19 protein-coding genes and 1 pseudogene are annotated in these 23245 nt (G+C 58.9%); 11 read left to right on the top strand and 9 right to left on the bottom strand.

The genetic code is table 11. From position 1 onward, the window contains the following. Positions 1-8: 8 nt before the first annotated feature. Both BM154_RS00745 and BM154_RS00740 read right to left on the bottom strand, forming a co-directional pair. Entirely contained in the window at positions 9-1160 is a 1152-nt protein-coding gene (locus BM154_RS00745; protein ID WP_074879714.1) for an AAA family ATPase, read from the bottom strand. A gap of 14 nt (positions 1161-1174) precedes the next feature. Next, complete coding sequence (locus BM154_RS00740; protein ID WP_074879712.1) at positions 1175-2035, bottom strand: RNA ligase family protein; 861 nt, start codon at positions 2033-2035, stop codon at positions 1175-1177. Between the two features lie 426 nt (positions 2036-2461). Here BM154_RS00740 and BM154_RS24630 point away from each other — a divergent pair. From BM154_RS24630 to BM154_RS23625, 3 genes and pseudogenes are all read left to right on the top strand, one after another. Further along, positions 2462-2588: pseudogene (locus BM154_RS24630) on the top strand (IS3 family transposase); the annotation flags it as partial. A gap of 70 nt (positions 2589-2658) precedes the next feature. Continuing rightward, positions 2659-3093 (top strand): hypothetical protein, encoded by a 435-nt coding sequence (locus BM154_RS23630; protein ID WP_139225361.1) that lies wholly within the window; start codon positions 2659-2661, stop codon positions 3091-3093. Then, positions 3094-3681 (top strand): Cap15 family cyclic dinucleotide receptor domain-containing protein, encoded by a 588-nt coding sequence (locus BM154_RS23625; RefSeq protein WP_074879709.1) that lies wholly within the window; start codon positions 3094-3096, stop codon positions 3679-3681. Positions 3682-3687: 6 nt separating this feature from the next. Here BM154_RS23625 and BM154_RS24625 read toward each other — a convergent pair whose 3' ends face one another. The 7 genes from BM154_RS24625 to treR all read right to left on the bottom strand — a co-directional run bounded on the left by BM154_RS24625 (position 3688) and on the right by treR (position 10425). After that, positions 3688-4086: a Mov34/MPN/PAD-1 family protein gene (locus BM154_RS24625; protein WP_425272825.1), complete on the bottom strand. Its 399-nt coding sequence runs from the start codon at positions 4084-4086 to the stop codon at positions 3688-3690. A 62-nt stretch (positions 4087-4148) separates the two neighbouring features. Further along, positions 4149-5816 carry a ThiF family adenylyltransferase gene (locus tag BM154_RS23515; RefSeq protein WP_083414413.1) on the bottom strand — a complete coding sequence of 556 codons (1668 nt, stop codon included), beginning with the start codon at positions 5814-5816 and terminating at the stop codon, positions 4149-4151. Positions 5817-5821: 5 nt separating this feature from the next. After that, positions 5822-7009, bottom strand: a complete 1188-nt coding sequence (locus BM154_RS00720) for a CBASS cGAMP synthase (protein ID WP_074879700.1) — start codon at positions 7007-7009, stop codon at positions 5822-5824. Further along, entirely contained in the window at positions 7009-8073 is a 1065-nt protein-coding gene (locus tag BM154_RS00715) for a CBASS cGAMP-activated phospholipase (RefSeq protein WP_208609407.1), read from the bottom strand. The genes BM154_RS00720 and BM154_RS00715 overlap by 1 nt, the downstream gene beginning before the upstream one ends. Positions 8074-8728: 655 nt before the next feature. Further along, positions 8729-8986 (bottom strand): LasR-specific antiactivator QslA, encoded by a 258-nt coding sequence (locus tag BM154_RS00705; RefSeq protein ID WP_074879694.1) that lies wholly within the window; start codon positions 8984-8986, stop codon positions 8729-8731. After that, the gene (locus BM154_RS00700; RefSeq protein WP_074879692.1) at positions 8979-9254 is read right to left on the bottom strand and encodes a hypothetical protein; all 276 of its coding nucleotides are present in this window, start codon (positions 9252-9254) and stop codon (positions 8979-8981) included. The genes BM154_RS00705 and BM154_RS00700 overlap by 8 nt, the downstream gene beginning before the upstream one ends. 466 nt (positions 9255-9720) lie before the next feature. Then, entirely contained in the window at positions 9721-10425 is a 705-nt protein-coding gene (gene treR, locus BM154_RS00695; RefSeq protein ID WP_074879689.1) for a trehalose operon repressor, read from the bottom strand. 239 nt (positions 10426-10664) lie between these two features. Between treR and treP the strand changes: the two genes are divergently transcribed. From treP to BM154_RS00655, 8 genes are all read left to right on the top strand, one after another. Further along, positions 10665-12107, top strand: a complete 1443-nt coding sequence (gene treP, locus BM154_RS00690) for a PTS system trehalose-specific EIIBC component (RefSeq protein ID WP_074879686.1) — start codon at positions 10665-10667, stop codon at positions 12105-12107. Positions 12108-12178: 71 nt separating this feature from the next. Then, positions 12179-13834, top strand: coding sequence for an alpha,alpha-phosphotrehalase (treC, locus tag BM154_RS00685; RefSeq protein ID WP_074879683.1), 1656 nt, complete (start codon positions 12179-12181; stop codon positions 13832-13834). A 100-nt stretch (positions 13835-13934) separates the two neighbouring features. Then, the gene (ptsP, locus tag BM154_RS00680) at positions 13935-16478 is read left to right on the top strand and encodes a phosphoenolpyruvate--protein phosphotransferase (RefSeq protein ID WP_074882281.1); all 2544 of its coding nucleotides are present in this window, start codon (positions 13935-13937) and stop codon (positions 16476-16478) included. A gap of 2 nt (positions 16479-16480) precedes the next feature. After that, positions 16481-16789 (top strand): PTS transporter subunit EIIB, encoded by a 309-nt coding sequence (locus tag BM154_RS00675; RefSeq protein WP_074879680.1) that lies wholly within the window; start codon positions 16481-16483, stop codon positions 16787-16789. A gap of 235 nt (positions 16790-17024) precedes the next feature. Next, entirely contained in the window at positions 17025-19679 is a 2655-nt protein-coding gene (locus BM154_RS00670; protein WP_074879678.1) for a glycosyltransferase, read from the top strand. Then, positions 19679-21118: a radical SAM protein gene (locus BM154_RS00665; RefSeq protein WP_074879674.1), complete on the top strand. Its 1440-nt coding sequence runs from the start codon at positions 19679-19681 to the stop codon at positions 21116-21118. The genes BM154_RS00670 and BM154_RS00665 overlap by 1 nt, the downstream gene beginning before the upstream one ends. A 13-nt stretch (positions 21119-21131) precedes the next feature. After that, positions 21132-21938, top strand: a complete 807-nt coding sequence (locus tag BM154_RS00660; protein WP_074879671.1) for a hypothetical protein — start codon at positions 21132-21134, stop codon at positions 21936-21938. Positions 21939-22032: 94 nt separating this feature from the next. Continuing rightward, on the top strand, positions 22033-23202 hold the full coding sequence (locus BM154_RS00655) for an MFS transporter (protein WP_074879668.1): 1170 nt from the start codon (positions 22033-22035) through the stop codon (positions 23200-23202). The last annotated feature ends 43 nt before the right edge of the window (positions 23203-23245 follow it).

Raw genomic sequence — 23245 nt, 5'->3', positions numbered from 1 at the left:
CGCCTCATCTATAGCGCAGCCGATTCGCTATGGTAGTGAACCTGATGCGCCTCGCTTGGCAGCGGCACCTCCCACTTGAACAGCATGCGGCGGATATCCTCGTTACGCAGGCTGGTGTCGCGCCGGCTGTTACGCCGGTAGATCTCCTTCTCGGGCATCTCCAGATACTGGATCTGCACCCTGGCCTGGTAGGCGTACAGCAGGTCGAGGGTCTTCTTGCGCATCTGCGCCGACAGGTGCGTGGAGTTCCAGACAAAGGGCTGTTTCTCGCGCAGCAATGACTTGGCCCGGTCGATGGCGAAGTGCGCGGCGGCGCCTTCGTTCTCGCCGTGGCGCAGGCCCAGGGCTTCGCGGGCGTCGTCGAAGGAGATCACCGGCAGGTCAGGGTGGTGCTTGGCCACCCAGGTGTTCTTGCCACTGGCCGGCATGCCGGACAGCATGACCACGTGCGAGCCCTCCGGCTCATGCAGCGGGTAGTCGGGATGCACCCGCGCACCTCGGAAGTACTGGATACGGGTGTAGTCATCGACGAACGCCCGTGGCCCGTACAGGCAGCCTTCCTCATCGGCCAGCTCGCGAAATAGCTCGATCTCGTCGAGGACGGCCTGCTTGCCCACGTAGGTGCGCCCCTGCATGTCCGCTTCCGCGACCGCGCAGAGCATCCATACCGGCAGCTCCCACGACAGCTTGTGCAGGATGAACTCCGGGCTCTGCCCGCTGCGGTTGCCCGACAGCGCGAAGAACGGCAACTGGTGCACCGAGATGATCCGGCAGACCTGCTCGCGCAACTCGAAGGGCAGGCCTGCCCGCCACAGCAGCAGCCGTGCATCCACGGCGCCGCGGCGCGAGTGTCCGGGCTGGCCGATGCGCCCGGTTTCGGTATCGATCACCGTGGTGTCCGGCTTCGAGATGTCGTGCAGCAGCGCGGCCAGGAACAGCACCAGGCGCTGCTCCTCGGTTGCCTGTTGGTAGCGCGGTTGCGCGAGCAAGGCCTCGACCACCATGCAGGTGTGAATCCACACATCGCCCTCGGCGTGGTAGTACGGATCCTGGGGTGTGCTGGCCAGGCGGAGCAGGGCCGGAATCGCCTCCAGGCACGCCTTTGCGTCGAAGTGCTGGCCCGGTTCTGGAACCAGGCCTTGCAGTTGTTGAATGTCCATTTTGTTGTTCTCCTTCAATAACCAGGCCGCCGACCATTCCAGTCCATCGACAGGCGAGGGGCGTAGAGGTCTACCCCGTCGGCCAGCAGGTTGGGAATGAACGGCTGGTTCGCATGATGCTGGTCCGCATCGAGGATCGCCTGGACGAAGTCCTGGCGAACCCACTTGAGGCGTCCGTTGGTTTGTTTCTCGTCTTCGAGCTTCAGGTACAGGCCTTCCATCACCGTCGACTTGTCGCACTGCCGCCAGGCCCGTTCCAGGTCCAGGCCTTCGCGCTGCACCGTGGCTTCGAACGCGCTGCGCCATGCCGGCGACTTGGCCAGGGAATCGCCGAGCAGCTCGAGCAGATCCTTGAGCCGCGCTGGCGCCAGCCCTTCATGAAGCACCGGCACCGACAGCACCGGGCCGTCACGCAGCAGCTGGCGCCGGGCGGCGGTCGAGAGGAACAGGCCATGGGCCCGATCCCAGATGTCGAACTCGCAGAAGAAGTGCGGCAGGCGGTCGTAGAACACCGAGTGCTTCTTGTGCATCCACTCGCCGAACAGCACGTAGCGGTCTTCAAGGCGGCTCAGCAACCAGTCCTCGTGAGCCACGGCCCACTGCTTGAACAGGTTGAACTGGCGCTCGCGACCGCCACCGGTCAGGTAGTGGCCACGCGATTGCAGCAGCAGTTCACCGGCCGCGGAGAAACTGATGCCGGCATTGGCGCCGTCCAGTTTCTCCTCGACGACCAGCCACTGCCCGCTCAGCGAGGCATAACAGACTTGATCGCTATCGGTATCGCCCGGCTGCAGGCGAGAGCTCTCCAGGTGGGGCGTGCGTGGGTATTTGTGTAGCTCGAGGGTTTGCGCATAGGCGCGGAAATCCATGTTCATGGGTTTTCTCCATTGCAATTGGGAAAACCGACGACAAGGGTTCAGGCGGCAAAATGTGGGAAGCGGCCACGCAAGTGCGCAGGCAGCCATCAGGCACGATGGACCGTCGTCGGTATCAGGCTTGTTGGCTGGAGCAGGGCACTTCGTTCACCACTTGAGAGAGGGGGTGGAAATAAGGGGGCGCATTCAACATGCAAAAAAATAAGAAGTCAATGTTTATCTGGTTGCTGAGCCGATGAGATGGAAGCGGTGCGCCAGTCGCTTGGCACGGATCACATCTCGACGATGCGGTATGACTAGGCGGGCTCCACATGACACAGTAGAGCCTATAAGGCCCATGCTCAGGCGGTTTTGCCGGCTTTCCATCCGAGGGAGTTTTGCGGGAAAACGTAGAAAATCATCAGATTGGGTAGGGACTTCCAGGAAGAAGCACGCGCTGATGTGTTCTATTGCATTGAGATGTTTTATAACGCTAACCACCGGCAGAGCAGTGCTACAGCTATCGCCAGCGGATTTTGAAAAGCGCTATTTTCAGCTTTTGGAAAGTGTCTAGGAAAGCCGGAGCGATTTATGGCGATGTGGAGGGTTTCTCATGTTGTACCGTTCTATAACTAAAGGCCTCTATGATGGTTGCTGAATTTATCCAGCTCTTACAGAGCGTAAAACGTGCAGCCAGCAGCAATTTTTCTGGTGTAGGATTAATTGTGTGTGATCCAGAGATTCTATTGCCAGTATTTCCTATGAGGCCTTCGGTTCTTGTTCCGGGTGGGCATGGTGCCTTGGAGCAAATATTAAAAATATCAACATTTGAATGTGAGCTACATGATGGGTTTCACTTGCTTTCTCGTGATTTAGTGCTGTTTGCGGCTGCTCAATACTTCTCGCCTCCCATAGATCTTTCTCTTAATGTAGATGTTGAGGGAAAATTTGGAGGGAGATATTTTGCCGCATTATTTGGCTCGACAATTCCGGGTGTTGAATGCACAGGGATAGTTACGCATACAGCAGGTGTGGCGGTGTTCAAGCTCGGGAAAAGAATTTACTATGAGAATCCTTAGATGTTCAATCTGATCTCTCCACTTAAAATGATGAGTGTTGTATTGGTGTTGTTCGGTTTTGGTGCGATTGCTGCTATATACACGTTAGAGAAAGCGCAGTTTTCTGATGCTAATCCGTACAGGGCGGTTATGATTTTAGCATCTATATACGACCTGATTTTACTAGGCCTTGCTCATGTTGGTTGGCGGTGGCTATGGAGAAAAATTCCTCTGCTCGGCTCTGTTTTGTTTCCAGATCTTAATGGTAGATGGCGAATGACTATTCACTGGTCAGGAGTAGATGGTGGAGGTGAGGTTGAGGCTAGTGCAGTAATTAAACAGAGCTTCGTCTCTTTTAGCATCGAGGTTCAATCGGATGGGTCGGATTCGGAGACTTTGGTCGTTCAGCCAAAAAAAGATCCAGAATCAGGGCGGCCGATTCTGTATTATGTCTATAGAGTTGTTCCTAAAGGGGGGCATGACCTGTCGGCAGGCTCTTATGAAGGGGCAGCGATACTGAAATTTTTTGAAGGCCACTCTCATGGCCTGCGTGGGAACTATTTTACTAGTAGAAATACTCAGGGAAGATTCGAACTTCAGAGAGCATAAGTTTGGTTAGTTTTTTGACGCGACGCAGCGGGTGATTTCTCGCGAGTCCCCCAGCCCCACCCAGAGGTCGCCTCTTACACCAAGAATCATGAATAGCATTGGGCTTTTTCGTTGGCTGCATATCTTCTTCCATTCGTTCAGATCGAGCCCGGACGGAGAGGGATGTAGCTCGGGATGAGTATGCCAGTCACCTAGGTAGTCCATAGTCTTCCCGCTTGCGTGCCATGCTTTAAGAGCAACCTGTTGATGGTGCTGCGCAGATCGGTGGAAGCCGTACCGATGGCGTTTGTCATCAACTTGTGGGATGGTCACCTGCGTGACATGTAGGTGAGTATCTCGGCGATAGCCTAGGATTATTCCCCCGGCTTCAGGCTTGTGAGGCGCATTTTGTCGATATAAGTCCATTGCTTCCAGTGGAGAAGATTCAACGAGTATTTTTGTGAGCGGTTTTTGGGGCACTTCCCAGATTAAGTGGGGTCGCATGCGGGGCAGCTCTTCAATTTGGAAGGATCATGATTCCTTAGTTTGTAAAGGTCAGCTCCTTCAACGCTCCTTGTTCGAAACTTCGGCGATGGCGATCCCTGCAACCACGAGCAAATCATGTCGATCGCTAATGCAGAGGCGTGTAGAGGCGAGGAAACCGCATAGGGAGTGAATGCACGACAGCCATCTGTACGCAGGACCGGGGCATTTTTCAGGAGTTCAAATCGCTCCTTCCGATGATGGTTTGGGTCTGGGATCGTCAAGCAACGGTAGCATGCGCCTCCAGTAGAATCCGTCCATAACGCCTGGACCGCCTCACCGTTTCCACGTATCCAGATATGAAGTACGGGGACCTCGGAGCTACGAGCTAGTCGAAGCCCATTTAACAGTTCACTGACCGCTTCCTCGCCGGTCGCATCAATGATGAGGTCCGCATCAAACAATTGTTTGTACTCGAAAGCGCTGCTTGCAATTCCAATAATCTTGCCATGAGGGAATTGTCGTAACAGTTCTTCCTGAAGGGCCTCTGTTTTGTGACGAAACAGCGAAGGAAAACCAAGTGCATGTCTACCTAAGTTCTCTGGTCCAAGCTTGTCTGAGTCAATGATCTTGAGGATGCCTCGCTCGCCAGTGCCTGCCCCTAGTCGTACCAGCGCTTGAGCAACAAAAGATCCAATAGCACCGCATCCAACTACAGTGACGCGTTTGTTCTGGAGATCTTCGTAACTGAGATTTCTACTATGGACGAAGCGGGCGCTTACCTCTTTGATAGCCATCCGAAAAAGGCCCTGGCTACCCCCTTTCATATGGAGATATTGTCTGTATTTTTTGGGGTCTCTGCTATAGGCCTCTCGTCGTATCCGGTCTAGGTCAAACCCAAAGCCGAGCCAGCCAACTGGGGTTTCAATGGCAAAGGGCATATAAGACTGCTTGAGATAGTCCCGTTGGCTCAAGATATTCTGTACTTTACCATATAGATCATGATCCCAAATTTTTATCCAGTCGAATAGCTCTTTTATCGTGGTTGGCATTTTCTGGGGTACGGCTGGCAAGCTCTTTGTTCTAAGTATCCAGCATTGGAAATGTGATGGCTTGAAATTCGCTCCTAAAGCACCAGCTAATCTGGTCGCTTCGCCAGGAGTATTGGAAATGAGGGCTTGTTTTTTATCCCCTATTTCAAGGATGAAGTAACTCGCTTTAATGGTGTTTGGTTTTATCTCGCCCAGAAGAACCTGCCATGGAAGTGATAATTGGCCGTATTCCCAGTGAGCGGGAAATTCGTTTTGAATATCTTCGACGCGATAGTGCGGATCTAGAGAAATTCGATCAAGAATCGCGGTGGCTTGGTCAAGACATTGAAGAATAGCTGTAGCTGGATTATATCGATCAAGTGTTACCGAGCCTGGGGCGAAGTAGCATAAATTACCCGCGACATCTACGTGTGGCATCAGCTCCGGAAGAAAATCCTGTCGCTCAAGAACCTGAATATGAGGGTAGCTAAGGAAGTTCCAGTCGTAAATTGTTAGCTTGACGCTAATCTCTCCTTTCTTACAGGCCAGCACGCCTTTAAATGAGCGTGCTGCGCTACGAGCAGCGACCGGGGTAAATCCTCTGGTTCTAAGTGCTCGTAGAGATTCTCCCAGCTTTGACATGCAGGTCAGCCGGCCTTAGTGGATGGAACTACCGGAGGCGCGACCCGCAAAGGTGCTGTATTCCGGATAGTGTCGGCATTAGCGTCCAGTTCGACCAAGTTGATATCATCAGGAATGCGCTTGCCGAACTGCCCGCGAAGCCGCCGGATGACATCAGACTTCTGGTACTCATGCAGTAGTCTTGAGTCTTGCATAGTGGTCGCGAGTGTCCTGAAGCGTGCCGAAGCCATGCGGCGTCCTTCTTCGTTCAGGCGGTTGAAATCTTCTTGACCATTGTCGATACCCTCCTCGTGAATATTGCCCAAAAAGGCTTGGCTGAGATAGCGGGCTGCCTCCTCTACAGCAATGTCATCACGCCCAGGGCGGCGCTCGAACTTCTGAGCAGCAGCGATCATGATGGAGACCGAGGTGGGCCCACCCGATTCCCAGTGAAAATCGCGCCACGCTTTCAAATAGCGACATACCCTACGCAGCTGCTCTCCATGCTCTTCAACCCGATCTCTGAACCAATTCGCTACGACCTCTGGGTCAGAGGCTTTCCACTCACCACTGCGAGTAGCCATAACTACATGATCGAGATCCTCCCATTGCTGCTCCTGAATCTGATTCATGGCAAAGTCGAAGGCGACTGCATCCATTAACCCTTCGCTTTTGCGCATCAGTACGGCGCGGGCTTCTGCCAGGTCAATCCTCTCTCTAACCTTTTCAAACTCGTCTTCGGGGGCAGCGTATAAAGGAATATCTAAATGAGCCCATTTAGCCACTTGAATTCGAATACATGTGTCTTTACCAGAAAGAAGCTGCCAATTCTCCTGGGCACACAAGTCCTCAAGTGCATACTCCACCAGGTCGAAGTAGGCTTTGGCCATGGCATGTGGTGGGCCGTTCTCCTCCCAAACGGTCACTGGCAGATAGACGCCAAAATCCCAATCCATCTCTTGCGGAGGCGTTCGTTCAGGGATAACGCAAGTGTTGTAAGCCCAAGAGCCTTGAGTGCGAAAGCGTGGCTCGACCACACGCTCCATACCTAGTTCTTCCTTTGTGGCTCTCCGAATACGTGCCCTAAGATGCTCACGCACTTTGTTTTTACAGCTAATTAAGAATTTGCGTTGTTCCGTCGCAGGGATGATACGGTCTTCGTAAACGTCAGAATCGCCGCCGCCCTTATGAAAGAGCTTGCTGAATTTGAGCATCACATATTCTCCTTGGCGGCATTAGGACCATGATAAAAAAAAGGTGGATTGGGCTGATGTAGAAGAAAAGGCTTGGATTCAGCGGAGCCTAGAAAGGCCTTTGATCGTTCCGATCCGGCTCCCAGGAGAGCCTCTCGGGCAGATACGTCCGCCTTATCGAGAGCGACCGCTTTAGAGACCTCATCGGTAAGAGCGTCATCTATGTGGGTGTATCTGCCTGCGAGCTGGTGACCCAGAACTTTGTGCGTGAGGGTTTCCAAGACCGAAATCGAAACACCGAATAGTCTTTCTGGCGTCTTGGCTGGATGTAGACCTCCCCAATCAAAGGTCCCTCCGGCCCGATTGCGTCCGGGGTTAGCGGTGAACTTGGAAGACATGGTCCCTATTGCAAGGACGTAGATAGACTCGATGGGCTGCCCCATGAACTGCTGAGCTTCATGGATCGCCAGTTGCCCTGGAGCGTTGGCATACAGCCCGCCATCGACATATTGATTGTTGTTGAAGGTGTGACGCGGAAAATACATGGGAGCTGCGCTGGTAGCGAGTGCTACGTCGACGAGGGCAAATTTGTGGTCACGAATGAAGTCTGGATGATGAGGCGTCTTGAATAGTTGGGGTTCTCCGCGGGAGTAGTTAATGGCGGGGACGATGACTGGATGCTTACATTTCCCGAGCAGCTGATGCCCAAAGAGTGATTCGTCTTGCAGCAGGCGTTTCAATGGTTCCGGAGAGTAGGCCGATCGCAAAGTGCCAAACAAGTTGAACCGTGGCTTGAAAATCTCTTCACCGTGTTTCTCAAAGAGGTCGACCATCTTCTGAGCGGGAATTTCTAGTGCGACAGCCAAGGCTAGGATGCCGCCTATGGATGTACCTGCGATCAGATCAAACCTTGAAGCAATCGGTGCTCCTATCTGATCCTCGATGTCTGCAAGTATCTTGGCGGTATAAAGCCCGCGAAAGCCTCCACCAGAAAGAGCTAGGATTTGGAAGCGTTGCTGTTCTGTACTGGCCACTGGCCACTGGCCACTCCCCCAAGCTTTGTTATCCTGAATGTATGGAGGCAAATTGCCTCCATTTCAAGGGCGCAGTGAAAAATATTGATCAGGTTGATTCCTTCGTGAAGCTGCAGACTGTAGGTAGGCGTACGCTAAGTGCTATTTTAATTAGTTGAAGGCATTCTGGCATTCCGCGTTGGGCTCGTAGGCTGCGCCCCGCGACTAATGCCGAGTCACAGCTATTCTGCTTTGGTCCCTGATGCCTCCGGCCGTTGAGGGCCTATGCGCTCCGCTTGTCCTGATCCGTGGCGTGGGTAGAGTGGGGCGATCTGTTTCCTCACCGTATCATGGCGTTCTCACCGTCAAGGGCTGCGCATGCCTTGCACGCCGCGTCCTAGCGGCCGTCGATGACCACTGACAGTGTAATGGTGCCATGTAAGTCCGCCCGCGCAATTGGAGCACCATTATGTCGCAACTTTCCTTTTCCTCGTCGACGCCATGCTGCTGGTGCGTGATGCACAGGGGCGCTATCTGTTTGGGTCTGCGGATCAGATCCTGAGCATGGCGCGCCGGGTGATCGACTAGAAATACCAGCGCGGGGTGCTGTTCTCCGCGCCTAAGTGGGTCAAGGACTACCTTTGCACCAGATTAGCTGGTTTCGAGCACGAGGTTTTCGCAGCGCTTTTCCTCCGCAGCAGGCATCGGCTGCAGGGTACGTGGAGTTTTAGCTCGTCCCCTCCAACCTCTGCTGAACCCGACTCATAAACGCCACTTCGAACGCCTTCCGATCCGTCTCATCCGGAAGCGCATCCCGCTCGAAAATCAGCGCAGCCCACAGCCAGTGGCTGCGCTTGCCGTTGAGCCAGCGTTCTGCCGCGTGAATGCCGTTGTGAAAAGCTGGGCGGCAATCCTTTGTCCAGGTGACCTGTAGGCCAGGATAGCCATCGTTGGCGGGCAGGGTGGTGGTCGTGCCTTTAGTCATGGCGATTGCCTCCCCGGCTTTCGCAACTTGCTCGGCGATACAGCACCGTCAGTTCGTTGAGCAGTTCCTGGGCAGCGAAGCAGGCCATTCGCACCCGTAGCGAATCGGGGCGGTCTCGTTCCTTGCGCAGGAGGTCTTCGAACAGTTCGTTCAACAGCACGGCGCGCAGGTCGGCATCGGCCAGTGCGCTTCGAGTCTGGAAGTTGGCGCCCGTAATCGGGCTTGGGCGTCTGGGGAAGTTGAGTACACGGCCGAGTGGGTTAGCCATGGGGCACCTCCGGGGTGGAGGTCTGTGGGCCGTTGGGGCGAGCAGGGTGGTGCCCTGGCGTAAAAGCTGGATGGCGCATTTTCCTTATGCTCCTCGAACTAGTTAAGGAGCCGCCACCGCCGTTGTCACGCGGTTATGGTGACGGACCGTACGAGGGTGACAAACCGGCGTCCGAGGGAACCGGCCAGGCCGAAACCTGCCCCGTACGGCCCGCCATAGAAATGCAGTAGCACGGTATGAAACCGGCTAAGCAATTTGGACGCACCGCGTCCTCGAACATTCAGGTTGTCACACCCGGTCGCGGGATTGACCACGACCCGCGCACTCTAGCCCGCAGGTTTTCAGATGGCAACCTTGCTGGTTGGCTCAGCTGTTACAGCTTCTTAGATCAGCGTCGACTAGCTCAGGGAGAGCAGGGTGATGGTGTATTTGCCCATGCTGGTTACTTCCCCTGATCACTGCAGCCCTACCTCCGCGCCACATCCGAAAAGTAAAACTTGTCGAGCGTATGCCGGGATTGGGTGTACTCGAACTGTCGGCCATCCTGCAGAAAGGTCTGGTTGCTGACGACGATCACATGGCTCTGGTCGTCCAGGTCGAGATGCTTGAGGTCGTCCGCGCTGCGGGGGACGGCCTCGATGGTGCGTTGCGAGTAGCTGATCTGCAGCTGCAGGGTCTTTTCGATGTATTGGTAAATCGAATGCTCGGCGATGCTGCGATCCAGGCCGGGGATCAGGTCGGCGACGAAGTGGTTGATATCCAGGATCACTCGCCGGCCATCGATACGCCTGACCCGTTTGATGCGGGTGATCAGGGTGCCTTGTTCCGCCTGGATGTGCTCACAGAGGCTGCCTTCCAGCGGTAGCTGGCTGAGCTCTACCACCTCGGTGCGCACGTTGCCGCCCAGCCGGGGGTAGGTCTCCTGAAAGCTGACGATGCCGCCGAGCTGGAATTCGATGGGCGCGCGCGACAGCACGAAGGTGCCCTTGCCGTGGATCTTCTGCGCGAAGCCGCGTTCCTGCAATTGCTCGATGGCCTTGCGCACGGTGCCGCGGCTGGTCTGGTAGTGCTCCATCAGCTCGGTTTCCGAGGGCAGGCGGGCGCCGCGCTCGAGGCGTTCGCTGGTGATGCTGGCAAGCAGATCGCTGTAGATCTGGCTGTATTTGCTCATGTGCAGGCTCGATGCCGGGTCGTAATCAAGCGAGAAACCTTAGGGAGCGCGTGGCGCTTTGTCTATGGTTGAAGGAGCAGGGCGGCGGTCGGCGCCGTTCCGGGAACTGGCATCTTGGCAAAGATGGCTAAACTGGTCTATACGAGTTGTTGATCTAACTCGTATGTACGAGTATGGTCTTGTCAGGTTGCTACCTATGCCGCTCTCCAAAAACAAAATCCTCGAAGGATAACAAGCGCATGAGTCACGATTATTCAGCCATTGCCCGCGACGTGCTGCAGAGCCTCGGCGGCGTCGATAATGTCGAGCAGGCCGCCCATTGCGTGACGCGCCTGCGCCTGTCCCTCAAGGACCCCAAGAAGGTCGACGTGGGGACCTTGAACCAGATCGATCTGGTCAAGGGCTCGTTCTTCACCGGCGGCCTGTACCAGGTGGTGATCGGGCCTGGCGATGTGGAGAAGGTCTATGCCGCGCTGCGTGAGCAGACCGGCCTGGCGGCCATGACCATCGCCGATCTCAAGCAGCGGAGCGCCGCCAAGATCAACGGCATGCAGCGCCTGGTGCGCATCCTCTCCGACGTGTTCATGCCCATCCTGCCGGCGCTGATCATTGCCGGCTTGCTGATGGGGGTGAACAACCTGATCGGCGCCAAGGGCATGTTCATCGAAGGGGTCACCCTGCTGGAGGCCTACCCGTCGCTGGATGGCGTATGGAGTCTGATCAACCTGATGGCCAACACCTCGTTCGTGTTCCTGCCGGCACTGGTCGGCTGGTCGGCGGCGAAGCGCTTCGGCGGCAGTGAAATCCTCGGTATCGTGCTGGGCCTGATGCTGGTGCACCCCGACCTGCTCAATGCCTGGAACTACGGCAAGGTGGTCGCCGGCCTGGGCGATCAGGGCATGCCGTATTTCGATATCTTCGGCTGGTTCAAGATCGAGAAGGTCGGTTACCAGGGGCAGATCCTGCCGATCCTGCTGGCCGCCTATGTGATGAGCGTGATCGAAAAATGGCTGCGCGCCCGGGTGCCCAATGCCATCCAGCTGCTGGTGGTGCCGATCACCACCATCGTCATCACCGGCGTTCTGGCGCTGGCGCTGATCGGCCCGGTAACCCGCCACCTGGGCATCCTGATCACCGAGGGCGTGGTGATGCTGTTCGATTTCGCGCCGCTGATCGGCGGGGCGATCTTCGGCATGCTGTTCGCGCCGCTGGTGATCACCGGCATGCACCACATGTTCCTGGGCGTGGACCTGCAATTGATCTCAACCCAGGGTGGCACCTTCATCTGGCCGATGATCGTGATGTCCAACCTGGCCCAGGGCAGTGCCGCGCTCGGGGTGTTCTACATGACCCGCAACGTGCGGGACAAGAGCATGGCGTCCACCTCGGCGATTTCCGCCTATTTCGGCATTACCGAGCCGGCGATGTTCGGCATCAACCTGCGCTACAAGTACCCGTTCTACGCCGCCCTGGTGGGCTCGGCCATGGGCTGCATCTTCCTGTCGCTGAACAAGGTGCAGTCATCGGCCATCGGCGTCGGCGGCCTGCCCGGGTTCATTTCCATCATGCCGCAGTACATCCCGGTGTTCATCGTGGGCATGGTCATCGCCATCGCGGTGCCGTTCCTGCTCACCTGCGCCCTCAGCGTGAAGATCGTCCGCCCCGGCTACCGGGTCGCTTGAGCCACCGCTTGGCGAGCGGCAGCGCCATGGCGTGCCGCTCGTTGTTCTAAAACAGATGAAGGAATAGCGCCATGCAAGACTGGCAGCATTCGGTGATTTACCAGATCTACCCGAAGAGCTTTTACAGCCAAGCCGGCAACCCCACCGGCGACCTGCTCGGTGTGGTGGCCAAGCTCGATTACCTGCAATGGCTGGGTGTCGACTACCTGTGGCTCACGCCGTTCCTGCGCTCGCCCCAGCGGGACAACGGCTACGACATCAGCGATTACTACGCCATCGACCCCAGCTACGGCACCATGGCCGACTGCGAGCTGCTGATCGCCGAGGCCGGCAAGCGCGGCATCAAGCTGATGCTTGATATCGTGGTCAACCATACCTCCATCGAGCACGCGTGGTTTCAGCAGGCGCGCAGCAGCCTCGACAGCCCGTACCGCGACTTCTACATCTGGCGCGACCAGCCGAACAACTGGGAGTCGAAGTTCGGCGGCTCGGCCTGGGAATACGAGGCGCAGACCGGGCAGTACTACCTGCACCTGTTTGACCACACCCAGGCCGACCTCAACTGGGACAACCCCAAGGTGCGCCAGGAAGTCTTCAAGATGATGCGCTTCTGGCGCGACAAGGGCGTGGGCGGCTTCCGCCTGGACGTGATCAACCTGATTTCCAAGCCGGCCGACTTTCCCGAGGATGCCAGCGACGGGCGCCGCTTCTATACCGACGGCCCGAACGTGCATGAGTACCTGCAGGAAATGCACCGCGAGGTGTTCGAGGGCCATGATCTGATCAACGTCGGCGAGATGTCGTCCACCTCGCTCGAACACTGCATCCGCTATTCGCGCCCAGACTCGAAAGAGTTGTCGATGACCTTCAATTTCCACCACCTGAAGGTGGACTACCCCAACCAGCAGAAGTGGGTGCAGGCCGATTTCGACTTCCTGGCGCTCAAGCGCATCCTCTCCGACTGGCAGACCGGCATGCAGGCCGGCGGCGGCTGGAACGCCCTGTTCTGGTGTAACCATGATCAGCCGCGGGTGGTGTCACGTTTCGGTGATGACGGCGAATACCGCGTGGTTTCAGCCAAGATGCTCGCTACTGCACTGCATTTTCTGCAGGGCACGCCCTTTATCTATCAGGGCGAGGAGCTGGGCATGACCAACCCGGGTTTCGACAGCATCGAGCAATACCGTGATGTCGAGAGCCTGAATATCTACCGCCTCAAACGCAACGCTGGCGAAAGCCCTGCATCGATCATGGCCACCATCATGCAGAAGTCCCGCGACAACGGGCGCACGCCGATGCAGTGGAGCAGCGAGGCGAACGCCGGGTTCAGCAGCGCCGAACCCTGGATCGGCGTGCCTGGCAATGCCGAGCAGATAAACGTCGCCAACCAGTTCGACGATCCTACGTCGGTGCTGCACTACTACCGCCAGCTGGTCGGCTTGCGCCGCCAGGAGCCACTGATCCAGCAGGGCGTCTATCGCCAGTTGCTGCCGGAGCATGAGCAGGTGTGGATCTACCTGCGCGAAAGTGAAAGCGCCCATGAACGGCTGTTGGTGGTGAACAACTTCTATGGCACCTCGTGCGAAGTCGAGCTGCCTGAGCGGGTGATCGATACCGCCAGCCGACAGCGGGTGGTGATCAGCAATTACCCGGACTGCGAACCACGGGGGCGTCAGCTGTATCTCAGGCCTTATGAGTCCTTCGTTTTGCACCTTGCAGACAGCTGATCGAGGGCGGTGCCGCGCATGCCCGAGTCGCCGCGCGGCGCTCGACCCCGAGCAACCCAGTTACGCCATGCATTCCAAGAACAAAACCGCAGGTGAAGCCATGACCGTACCTCAACCCTTGCAATTGCTGGCACCGCTCTCCGGGGTGCTGGTGCCCCTTGATCATGTGCCTGACCCGGTGTTCGCCAATCGGGTGATCGGCGATGGCCTGTGCATCGACCCCACGTCGCAGACTCTGTGCGCGCCCCTGGCGGGCGTGGTCAGCGACCTGCAAGCCAGTGGCCACGCCATCACCATTACCCATGAGGGCGGCGCGCAGATTCTGCTGCATATCGGCCTGGACACCGTGAACCTGGCCGGCAAGGGATTCACCGCGCTGGTCGAAAAAGACCAGCGTGTCGAGGCCGGCCAGGCGTTGATCGAGTTCGATGCCGACCATATCGCCGTGCATGCGCGCAGCCTGCTGACGCTGATGCTGGTGGTCAGCGCCGAGCCGTTCAACATGCTTACCGGCGACAGCGCCAGGGTAGTCGGTGGCCAGCCGTTGCTGGAGCTTGGCCACGTCGGGCTGGCGGACGATGCGCCGGTGAATGAAGGGGAGGCGCTGGTCTCGCAGCCGATCAGCCTGCCCAATGCCAATGGCCTGCACGCCCGGCCTGCAGCGGTGTTCGCCCAGGCTGCCAAGGGCTTCAAGGCCGATATCCGCCTGCACCGGCAGCAGGACAGTGCCAACGGCAAATCCCTGGTGGCGATCATGGCCATGCAGCCGGCCCTTGGCGACGTTCTAACCATCAGCGCCACCGGTGAGGATGCCGCTGCGGCCATCGAGACGCTTGCCGAGTTGCTGGCCGATGGTTGTGGCGAGTCCGTGGCACCGGCTGCGGTCAGCGCGCCGGCCGTCGAAGCGGCGCCGGTAGCGAAGCCCTCGGCCATGTCGTTGCAGGGCGTCTGTGCTTCAGCAGGCTCTGCCCTCGGGCAGGTGGTTCAGGTGGTCGAGCGCAAGCTGGAGATTACCGAGGCCGCCGGCGACCCTCGGGCCGAGCTGCAAACCCTGGATCGTGCGCTGGCCGGGGCGTTGGCTGCCTTGCAGAAGCTGCGCGATGAGGCGGCAAGCGAGGCCCAGGAGGAGATCTTCAAGGCCCATCAGGAACTGCTGGAAGACCCGAGCCTGCTGGAGCAGGCCCGGCTGTTGATCAACCAGGGCAAAAGCGCCGCCTTCGCCTGGAACTCGGTAACCGAAGCGACCGCCGAGCTGTTCAAGGCCAGTGGCAACCGGTTCCTGGCCGAGCGTGCCCTGGACCTTGCCGATGTCGGGCAGCGGGTGCTCAAGCTGATGCTGGATGTGCAAGACAGCGCCTGGGAGCTGCCCGACCAGGCCATTCTGGTGGCCGAGCAACTGACCCCGTCGCAGACCGCGGCACTGGATACCAGCAAGGTGGTGGGCTTTGCCACGGTTGGCGGCGGGGCCACCAGTCACGTCGCGATCCTGGCCCGTGCGCTGGGGCTGCCGGCGGTCTGCGGGCTGCCGGCCGAGGTGCTTGCCCTGGCCGACGGCACCCGGGTACTGCTCGATGCCGACAAGGGCGAGCTGCATCTGGACCCCGATCCCGTTTCCATCGAGCAATTGCAGGCCGAGCGCGAGCAACTGACCCTGCGCCGGCAGCGCGACCTCGAGCAGGCCTCGCTGGCCGCCACCACCCGCGATGGCCATCGCTTCGAGGTCACGGCCAATATCGCCTCGCTGGCGGAGGCCGAGCAGGCCATTGAACTGGGCGGTGAAGGGGTAGGGCTGCTGCGTTCGGAGTTCCTTTACCTGGAGCGCAGCAGTGCGCCCAGCCAGGACGAACAGGCGGCCACCTATAGCGCCATTGCGCGGGCCATGGGGCCGGAGCGTAACCTGGTGGTGCGTACCCTCGACGTTGGCGGTGACAAGCCGCTGGCCTATGTGCCGATGGAGGCCGAGGCCAACCCCTTCCTGGGCATGCGCGGGGTTCGTCTGTGCCTGGAGCGCCCGCAACTGCTGCGTGAGCAATTCCGCGCCATCCTGGCGAGCTGCGCGCTGGCGCGCCTGCACATCATGTTGCCGATGGTCAGCCAGCTGTCCGAATTGCGCCTGGCCCGGCAGATCCTCGAAGAGGAAGCGGCGAGCATTGGCCTCAGCACGCTGCCCAAGCTCGGCATCATGATCGAGGTGCCGTCCGCGGCCTTGATGGCCGATGTGTTCGCGCCGCAAGTCGACTTCTTCTCCATCGGCACCAACGACCTGACCCAGTACACCCTGGCGATGGACCGCGACCACCCACGCCTGGCCAGCCAGGCCGACAGCTTTCACCCCTCGGTGCTGCGCCTGATCTCGACCACGGTGAAAGCCGCCCACGCCCATGGCAAGTGGGTCGGCGTCTGCGGCGCCATGGCCTCGGAACCTTTGGCCGTGCCGCTGTTACTGGGCCTGGGGGTGGATGAGCTGTCGGCCAGCGTGCCGCTGATTCCCGCCATCAAGGCGGCGATTCGCGACGTGCAGCTCAGCGATTGCGAGGCCATTGCGCGCCAGGCGCTGACGCTGGAAAGCGCCGGGCAGGTTCGTGAAGCCCTGCTGTCATGGCGGCCATCGTCGTTACCCCTGTCACCTGTACTGGAGAGCTGAGCATGTTCAATAAATTGCAAAGTGCCTTCTGGAAGGCCCTGACGCCGGATCTTGTGCCGGACGAGCCCAAGGTGACCACGGCGGCCGAAACACTGTTGCCGGCCAAGGTCGTCGAAGCCCTGGGTGGTGAAAAGAACCTGACCTCGCAACAGCGCGTCGCGATTACCCGCATCCGCGTGCAGCTACGTGACGCCGAGCAGCTCGACGAACCGGCGCTGCAAGCGCCTGGCATGCCCGCGGTAATGGTGCTGGGCAAGGGCGTGGTGCATGTGCTGACGCCGGTGGAAGTGCCGTTGGCTGAAACCGGCTGAAGCGCGGCGTGCCGATCGACTGAGTCATGCCTCCGGCAGTTGGTAGAGCCGGGGGCAATGCTCCCCATCATCTCCCGATGAACTGCACTTATTAGTGCCTCGCAGAACACTTGCCACAAGTTGTTCAACACCTTCGTTATTTCCGACGATGCATTCGGTGGGTAACTGTTCTCTGAATTTGGTTCTTTAGTTCGTGGTGATCAATAAAACACTGAAAGACTGAAGGAGTGGAACAATGCAACCGGGGGCTATTTTCATATCATTCGATGCCGTCGCGGTATCGGGTATTACCGTCGAGGCCCTGAAAGTGGCCAAGCGACTCCGACGTAATGACATCGCCTGTTATCTGGATGTGGGTTACGACATAAAGGTCGATAAAGGTAACTTCAATAAACCCTACGACGAAGAGAAAGAAATCTATCAGGGCGTGTTCACCCTTGTTCGTGTCGAGGGCATCGAGGCCATTCCCCATTACAAGGTTCCCTTCATCACGCACTTGCATGAGGTGCTGATCGGGCAAAGAGTTTCTGTTTCGGCTGAGCAAGAAGAGCAACTTCTCGCGGCGGTGGATGAAGCATCACAGGCTTTAGCCCAGCGAATCATCGCGTTGTGGGAATCGCTCGCCATCCGTTATGTGATCGTCGAGAACGGCACGCTGCCGGAAAACATCATCTACACCCGGGCGCTGTACCAGGCCATCGCCACCTATGGCAGGGAACATGGCCTGGGGAGTTTCGTGATCTGGCGCGATCACGACCTGATGTGGAACAGTGAAAAGGCCGTTATGAAGTACGGCCCCGAGCCTTACCCCCATGCCGTCAAGCCGGTGCGCTCGCCCCATATCCGCTACGTGACCCTCAATAACCACCTAAAGAACCTGCTCGAGCAATGGTGCGATCACCAGGTGCAGGTCGAGGTGCGCAAGAACACCTACGACTTCGACCGGCAAGGCACGTACCGCAACATCAGGGAAGGCCTGGATATCCGCGATAGCGACATGCTGATCGCCCGCACCACGCGCATCATTCCGCAAAAGCGCCAGGATCGCGACATCTGGCTGGTCTACCGGCTGAACCAGCTGTTCGCCCAGAGCGGCAGCGCACGCAAGGTGTATCTGGTGGTCGCCGGCGACCCCCAGGAGCACCCGGCGTACTTTGCCGCGTTGAATAAACAGGTCAGGGAACTGAACATCGAGCCGTTCGTGAAGTTCATCGGCTCGTTATCCCACGCTTGCATGCCGGTGAAGAAGAACGCGATCACCATCGAGGATCTTTATGGTTCCTGCGATCTGGTTTCCTTCCTGACGTCCTGGGGCTATGACAGTTACGGCAACCCCATAGGCGAGTCCATCAGCAACCAGCGTTGCTACATCACCACCCGCTATGAGTATTACCAGGAAGTGTATGGCCGGCACGGATTCGAAGCGCCGATCATGAATATTTCGCAAACCAATGATGGACTACCGGATGAACAGTTCGTCGATGACGTTTATCGCCTGCTCAACGACAAGTTACTGATGGCAGACATGGCGCGCAGAAACTTCGCTATTGGCCAGCGCGTGCTCGCCAATAACGTCGCCGGCATGCTCGACTTGAATGAACCTGGAGGAACTATGCGTGACACCATTTTTGTATCGGTCGTGCTGCCGGTTTATAACGAGCGTGACCGCATCGACAGCGTGCTGGAATCGCTGTTCCAGCAGCAGACCCGAGACGGCCTGATCACCCATGACAGTTACGAGCTGATCATCGTCGACAACAACTCCAGCGATGACTCGGTAGAGAAAATCAATGCCTTCAGAGCGCGCAATCCGGCCCTGGATATTCATGTCATCGAGGAGCGCGTGCAGGGCGTTTCGTCGGCGCGCAAACGCGGCATGGACTATGCCAGCGTGCGCTCGAAGCAGCGTGACCTGCGTCTGGGCACCAGCAGCAGGCACTACATCGCGTCCGCCGATGCCGACTGCACGGTGGACCCATTCTGGCTGCACGCGCTGATCAGAAAGATGGTCGATGAAAACGCCGACCTCGGCACCTGTAACTACTACTACAACCAGGCCGCCTTTCAGACCCGGCCGAACCTGTACGCCGAAATCGACAAGACGCTGCGTTGCCGCGAGATGTCGTTCTCGCTGTTCGGTGGCTTTCCCGACGGCAAGGGTTTTGCCGTCGAGCGTACGCTCTACGACAAGGTAGGCGGCATCGAGATCTTCTACCAGTTGCAGAACGGCCGTTTCGTGGAGCACCTCTCCGATGACTGGGACTTCGGCATCCGGGTCATCGCCTGGGGTGGCAAACCCGTCTACGCCCATGAGTCTCGCATCGAAATCAACAGCCGCCGCGTCGACACCATTCTGGAGGAAGTCATCACCGGCAAGGCCTATGGCCAGGATGGCATCATCATCATGAAGGACGTGCGCCCGGACGTGGAGCGGCAGCTGCCCACCCTGGCCGACACCAGTGCCGAGCAGTCGCGGCAGGCCTGGGAATACTCGATCAAGGATTACGTGCCCAAGAACATCGTGCTGCCGGCCTTGCTCAACCCCCATATCCTGCTGGAAAACAGCGCCGTGCGTGAGTTCTTCGGCGGGCCGCTGGCTGACCGTCTTTACCAGCGCATCCACGAAATCAAATACGAATCACGGGTCATCGATTTCAAGCCCATCCATGCCTACAAGACGCCGGCCTATCGCCTGTATTTCGAGTTTCGCGAAGAGCTGTTCAGCGCGTTGCGCCGTGCGGTAGGCGAGGACATCGGCTACCCACCGGCCTTGCCCGAGTGTTTCGCGGCCGTGAGGCCCGAGGATTTCCAACGCTTCGTCTACTACTTCTGCGAGGACCGCGAGTCCGGCGAAGCCCACAACTACTTTGCCAACGGCGGGGTGTTCTGATGAACCTCGAAGCGCTGAACTCACTGAACGATATCGACCCCAATTATCCGCTGCCTCGGGTCCACGAGTTTCTCTCCCGCCCGCAGAACAGCGCCATGCTGGACTACGTATTCAACGATCCCTTCGGCTGCCACGTGTTTCCCGGCGATATCGCCGACTACCCGCTGGAGGGCTTCTTCGCGGACATGGACCGTGAAATCGGCCAGGCCCGGCAGATTCACCTGTGGGCCTACATCCCCACCTGTCGCTACCGCTGCCACTTCTGCCAGTACCCCACGGTCATCCTCAATCCCAAGGCGGCGTCGTCGCAACAGGTGTTCGTCGACCTGGTGGACTACAACATCAAGGAAGCCAGGATGTGGCTGCAGAAGGTCCCCAGCCTGGCCAACGCCGAGGTGGGCGAATTCAATATCTTCGGCGGAACGCCGTCGCTGCTGCCCGAGCCCGAGCTGCGCCGCCTGATGGATTTCTACCTGAGCCATTTCAACTTCTCGGCCGCCACCATGCGCTTCGAAGGCGAGCCGGGCACCCTGACGCGCGACTACCTGCTGCTGTTGAAGGAGCTCGGCTTCACCAAGATCAGCTTTGGCGCGCAGTCCTTCGACGACCGCATCATCTCCGCCTGCGGGCGCATGCATTCGGCCGAAGAGTGCGTGCAGACCATCCTGCATGCCCGGGAGATCGGCCTGGAGTGGGTCAGTGTCGACCTCATCTACGGCATGCTCGGGCAGGGCGTGGACGATGTTAAGTACGACCTGGAGAAGGTCCTCGAGCTCGAGCTTTCCCATGTGGTCATCACCAAGCTGCACATGGAGGAGTTCATGAAAACCCGCACCGGGGTTTCCGGTGAGCGGCAAAGCCACTGGCAGCGCAAGGGCCTGATCGGCACCGACAGCATGACCTTTCCCGGCCTGGGCAAGCAGTACCAGATGCGCGAGCTGGTCGAGCGCTACCTCGCCTCGGGCTATCGCGAACACCCGACCATGTACTTCCACCAGAACCACCTGCAGGCGGAGAAGTGGAAGGGGATCATTACCGACCTGCCGACCCAGTACCCGGAGGTGGCGATCGGCCTTGGCGGCAGCTCGAAGTGCACCCGCGCCGAGGCGATCAACATCACCGGCTACAAGGCGTACAAGGAAGCGCTCGACCAAGACCGCCTGCCCATCGAAGGGAGCCGCGGCGTGTCGCCCCTGCAGCGTGAAGTCAATGCCTTCAAGATGGCGCTTTCCACGCTCGTGCCCGTGGACGACCAGGTGTTCAGGCAACGTTTCGAAGGCAGGAGCCTTTACGACAACCCGATCATCAGCCGCACCCTGGATACGCTGGTGGAAAAGGCCCTGGTCAGCGTGCAGGGCGACGTGGTCAGCCTGACGCCCAACGGCGTGACCCTGGTCGAGGCCATCATCAATACCCAGTTCGTCGAGCCCCATGCCTGAGGAGGGCCAGCCAATGACACAGCCAGACGCTTCAGCTGCGCCGGTCTTCAGCTTCTACTACATCGCCATCGATACCGAGGCCGGGGTAACGCCTGAACAATTCGAACGCTTCGTGCAGGAAAAGGGCGTGCACATTCCCTGTTATCCCGGCTGGAACTGGACCCTGTTGCGCGGCCTGCGCGGCGAGCGGGCCGGGCAGTACCTGATGCTTTTCGAAATACAAAGCGCCGCGCAGCGCGACCTGTACCTGACCGCCGAGGGCAACAAGACCCCGCTGGCTCGCCAGTTCTGGCACGAGCGCCCGGAGGCCCTGGATATTCTCGGCCAGTGGAAGCGCTACGCCACCTTCAGTGAACGGCCGACCCTCTACACCGATTACCGATTGCTGGCCGAGAACACCAGGAGCGACGTGCCCCGCGGCCCACGTTACCAGGCGCGCGCCGGCCAGGAGCCGGTGGCGCGGGTCATCGGCATTCACAACTTGGCGCTGCGTGAAGACGTCGAGGCGCACACCTTCGAGACCTTCATCGCCGAGAACCACCACCGCATCGAGGACTATCCCGACTGGAAATTCCATTTGCTCAAGGGCGAGCGGGGCAACCGGCTGGATCAGTACGTGGTGATGATGGAGATAGCCAGCCTGCAGGCGCTCGACGTGTTCTACCCGGAACCGGATATCGCCACCGACCAGGCGGCGCTGTTTGCCCAGGCGCATCGCGATACCAAGCAGATGTACGAGGAGTGGAAGCAACTCGCTTCGTTCTCCGGCTCGCCGCAGATCTACACCGATTACCTGTCGGTGGCGCAGAGCCTGAGCTGAGCGCAGGCGTTTTTCTCGCGGGCAGACCGCGGTGGCCGCGCTGCCTGCAAGCGTGGCCATCGCCGCCCACAACATGAACCTAGGGTCTCATGCCATGAATGCTGCCTGCCCGAGTATCGCTGCCAATCGCCTCCAGCAGCGCGCTACTCGCCATATTTTCTTTGTCGCCGGGCTCGGCATGGCGTCCTGGGCGCCGCTGATTCCTTTCGTCAAAACCCACCTCGGCATCGATGAAGGCACGCTGGGCCTGTTGCTGTTCTGTATCGCGGCGGGCTCCATGCTGGTCATGCCGCTGGCAGGCCGTGCCATCGCCAGGTTCGGTTGCAAGCGCCTGATCCTGAGCTGCGCCGCGATCTTCTGCCTGGTGCTACCCTTGATGATGCTCGCCGGCTCCGTCTGGGGAATGGCGGCGGCGTTGCTGGTGTTCGGCGCGGTCAATGGCCTGCTGGATGTGTCGATGAATGCCCAGGCGGTGATTGTCGAGCGTGAAAGCGGGCAGGCCAGAATGTCCGGCTTCCATGGGTTCTACAGCATTGGCAGCGTGGCCGGTGCCGGCGGTGTCACCCTGCTGCTGTGGGCCGGGCTTACGCCGCTGCAAGCCATCGGCCTGATCGTGCTGCTGATAGCGCTGTTCACCCTGGCTGCCCGCGGCCACCTGCTGGCCAGGCGGGTAGCGGAGAGTGGCGAGTCGGGCGGCACCTTGCAGGCGTTGGCCCACCCCGGGGTCATGTTCATCGCCGTGCTGTGCTTCTTCGTGTTCATGATCGAGGGGGCCATGCTGGATTGGTCGGCGGTGTTCCTGCACACCGAGCGCGGGCTGGACAAGAGCCATGCCGGGGTCGGTTTTACGCTCTATGCGATCGCCGTCGCCGTGTGCCGCTTGTATGGCGACCGCCTGGTCAACGCCCATGGTCGCCAGCGCATGCTGATGCTGGGCGGCGCCTGCGCCTCGCTGGGGTTGCTGCTGGTCGTGGCCGTCGACCTGCCAGGCGTTGCGTTGCTGGGCTTTGTGCTCACTGGCGTGGGCCTGTCCAATATCGTGCCGATCCTGTTCACCGCCGCTGGCAACCAGCCCGGGGTTGCGTCGGGCTTCGCCCTGTCTGCGGTCACCTTGATCGGCTACACGGGCCTGCTGAGCGGCCCGGCATTGATTGGCGTAGTGGCCCGGCACTGGAGCCTGACCGCGGCCTTCGCCGCGGGGATCGTGATCATGTTGCTGATTTGTGCCAGTGCCCGGCGCATTGCCCGTCACGGCACCGGCTGATCGGTGTCTCCAAGTCTTACGTCGTTGCCTCGATGGGCCCAGG

Origin of the sequence: Phytopseudomonas argentinensis (assembly GCF_900113905.1) — a bacterium.
Classification (GTDB): Bacteria; Pseudomonadota; Gammaproteobacteria; order Pseudomonadales; family Pseudomonadaceae; genus Aquipseudomonas; species Aquipseudomonas argentinensis.
The sequence above is the reverse complement of the archived record's forward strand: the minus strand, read 5'-3'. Positions and strand labels throughout refer to the sequence as shown.